The following is a 1,643-nucleotide window of genomic DNA, read 5'->3' as shown; positions in this document are numbered from 1 at the left end:
GTCTCCGAAGAAGGACCCGCTCAAGCAGATCTTGCGCTCCTACTTCCCGATGGAGGAGGAGAAGGACAACCGCGTGTACGGCGCGATCCGCGGCAACATGTTCCGCCAGGTCCAGCAGCGATGGATGGAGTGGCAGAAGCTCTTCCTGTCGATCATCCCGTTCCCGGAAATCTCCGCGGCCCGGGCGATGCCGATGGCGATCGATGCCGTCCCCAACCCTGAGATCCACAACGGGCTCGCGGTACAGATGATCGACGAGGTGCGTCACTCGACGATCCAGATGAACCTCAAGCGCCTGTACATGAACCACTACATCGACCCGGCCGGCTTCGACATCACTGAGAAGGCGTTCGCCAACAACTACGCCGGAACGATCGGCCGCCAGTTCGGTGAGGGCTTCATCACTGGTGACGCGATCACCGCGGCGAACATCTACCTGACCGTCGTCGCCGAGACGGCGTTCACCAACACCCTGTTCGTCGCGATGCCGTCCGAGGCGGCCGCCAACGGCGACTACCTGCTACCGACGGTGTTCCACTCGGTCCAGTCCGACGAGTCCCGCCACATCAGCAACGGGTACTCCATCCTGCTCATGGCGCTCGCCGACGAGGCCAACCGGCCGTTGCTCGAGCGCGACCTGTGCTACGCGTGGTGGAACAACCACGCCGTGGTGGATGCCGCGATCGGCACCTTCATCGAGTACGGCACGAAGGACCGCCGCAAGGACCGCGAGAGCTACGCGGAGATGTGGCAGCGATGGATCTACGACGACTACTACCGCAGCTACCTCATCCCGCTCGAGAAGTACGGCCTGGTGATCCCCCATGACCTGGTCGAGGAAGCCTGGAACCGTATCTACAACAAGGGGTACGTGCACGAGGTCGCGCAGTTCTTCGCCACCGGGTGGCCGGTGAACTATTGGCGGATCGACCCGATGACCGACGACGACTTCGAGTGGTTCGAGTCGAAGTACCCGGGCTGGTACAACAAGTACGGCAAGTGGTGGGAGAACTACAACCGGATGCGTTACCCCGGCCGGAACAAGCCCATCGGAGTCGAAATGAAATAACTTGCGCGTTTCGAACCCTCCACAGGTCTGTGACCTGCGATGATGCTCTTGATCACGTATTTGTTACTTCATTACGTCCCCATCGCGTTCGAGAACGTCGACTACCAGTACCCCCAGCGGTGCTGGACGTGCATGGTGCCCTGCGTGATCCGCGAGGACACGGTGCATGACAAGGTGGACGACCAGTGGCGCACCTACTGCTCCGAAGCCTGCCACTGGACGGACAAGGTGGCGTTCCGGCCAGAATACCAGGGCCGCCCGACGCCGAACATGGGCCGCCCGACGCCGAACATGGGCCGGCTGACCGGCAAGCGGGCGTGGGAGACGCTCTACCACAACTGGGATCTCGCCGATGTCATCTCCGACCTCGGGTACGTCCGTGATGACGGCAAGACCCTGATTCCGCAGCCTCACCTCGAGCTCGACGACCCCTCGAAGCTCTGGACGCTCGACGATGTCCGCGGCATCACGTTCAGCAGTCCGAACGTCGCACTCAACGAGATGAGCGACGCCGAGCGTGAGGCAACGATGGCGGCCTACCGGGCCGGCGGTCGGCCGGCACCCGTTTCCTAGG

The 1,643-nt window shown here is 62.6% G+C and carries 2 protein-coding genes; both read left to right on the top strand.

Going from position 1 to position 1,643, the window contains the following annotated elements; all coding sequences use genetic code 11:
- Positions 1 to 1,069, top strand: a 1,069-nt coding sequence (locus AC08OQ_RS19265; protein WP_476612305.1) for a ferritin family protein, incomplete at its 5' end; no start/stop codon positions are given.
- Between the two features lie 39 nt (positions 1,070 to 1,108).
- Entirely contained in the window at positions 1,109 to 1,642 is a 534-nt protein-coding gene (locus AC08OQ_RS19260; RefSeq protein ID WP_476612304.1) for a hypothetical protein, read from the top strand.
- The last annotated feature ends 1 nt before the right edge of the window (position 1,643 follow it).

It is taken from the genome of Frankia sp. CcCS3 (genome assembly GCF_977927575.1).
This window is presented reverse-complemented; position numbering and strand designations above follow the sequence as displayed.